Source organism: Deltaproteobacteria bacterium HGW-Deltaproteobacteria-6 (assembly GCA_002840435.1).
Taxonomy (GTDB): Bacteria; Desulfobacterota; Syntrophia; order Syntrophales; family Smithellaceae; genus UBA8904.
Map to the genome: position 1 here is coordinate 1 of PHAT01000035.1, position 1,458 is coordinate 1,458.

Below are 1,458 nucleotides of genomic sequence, written 5' to 3' on the forward strand. Positions count from 1 at the left end.
CCGGATCTGGAAATATTTGCCCGTGAGCACAATCTGAAAATCGTTACCATTGCCGATCTGATTGATTACCGGATGCAGAATGAATCGATGATCCGGCGCATGGCCGAGGCGACCATGCCGACGCTCTATGGAGGCGATTTTAAAGTCATCGTGTATGAAAACGATGTTGACGACATGCAGCACATCGCGCTGGTCAAAGGCGAAATCAAAAAGACTGATGAGGTGCTTGTACGTGTGCATTCGGAATGCTGCACAGGCGACATTTTTGCGTCTGCCCGCTGCGATTGCGGTGATCAGCTGCACCGGGCGATGGAAATGATTGAGGAAGAGGGCAAGGGCGTCATCGTTTATATGCGGCAGGAAGGGCGGGGGATCGGCCTGGTTAATAAAATTAAAGCCTACGCGCTTCAGGATGAGGGCCACGATACGGTTGAGGCGAACATTGCGCTGGGTTTCAAGGCGGACCTGCGGGATTACGGCATCGGTGCGCAGATCCTGGCCGATCTAGGTGTGCACAGGATGAAACTGATGACCAATAATCCCAAGAAGATTGTCGGACTCGAGGGATACGGTATAGAAGTGAGCAAGCGTGTGCCGATTGAGATACCGCCCAATGAGACCAATATCCGTTACATGACAACCAAGAAAAGAAAAATGGGTCATATACTGGAGCTTTAAGAAAAACAGGAGGCGCATTGCGCGCAGAAAACGAGAACAGGGGGTTGCAACCCCTTGTTCATACTAACATAAGGATGGTGCTGAAATCATGCCGAAAATCATTGAAGGGAAAATCGTTGCCAAAGGAATGAAGTTTGCGATTGCCGCAAGCCGATTCAACGATTTCATCAGCGGCCGGTTAATTGAGGGCGCGGTCGATACGCTGATTCGGGCCGGCGCAGATGAAAAAGATATTCTCATATACAAAGTGCCGGGTGCGTTTGAACTGCCGCTCGCGGCAAAAAAACTCGCCAAAAGCGCTCGCTTTGACGCGGTCATTTGCCTTGGAGCAGTCATTCGCGGCGCGACCCCGCATTTTGAATATGTCAGCGCGGAGGTGTCCAAGGGAATCGCCAATGTGGGACTGGACGCAGATATTCCGGTGGTCTTCGGCGTCCTGACAACGGATACGATTGAACAGGCCATTGAACGGGCCGGGACAAAGTCCGGCAATAAAGGGGCGGACGCGGCGATGGCGGCGATCGAAATGGTTGATCTGTTCAAAAAGATGAACGCGTAGCCTGATGGATGCCTGTTTTTAACGGTGAACAGTCTGTCATTCCGAATGCGGAGAGAAATCGTAAGAAGTCTTTATGGTGTTCCTGGATAAAGATTCTTTGCTCTTCGAATTCATGGGCGGATACTAATGAATAAGTGCCGGAAGAAACCGGTTCTTCAGGGATTTGAGGATTAGATGCAGGGCAGGAGAAAGGCGCGCGAAGTCGCCATTCAGGTTCTTTA

At 51.0% G+C, this 1,458-nt stretch carries 2 protein-coding genes; both read left to right on the forward strand.

What is annotated here, in order from left to right:
* A partial coding sequence (ribA, locus tag CVU71_18620) for a GTP cyclohydrolase II (protein PKN16677.1) occupies positions 1 to 678 on the forward strand: 678 nt, incomplete at its 5' end.
* A gap of 88 nt (positions 679 to 766) precedes the next feature.
* Positions 767 to 1,237, forward strand: a complete 471-nt coding sequence (locus CVU71_18625) for a 6,7-dimethyl-8-ribityllumazine synthase (protein PKN16678.1) — start codon at positions 767 to 769, stop codon at positions 1,235 to 1,237.
* Positions 1,238 to 1,458 lie beyond the last annotated feature (221 nt).

Excerpts from the sequence above, each read along its gene's own strand:
- CVU71_18625 (PKN16678.1), top strand. The coding sequence starts at position 767 with ATGCCGAAAATCATTGAAGGGAAAATCGTTGCCAAAGGAATGAAGTTT.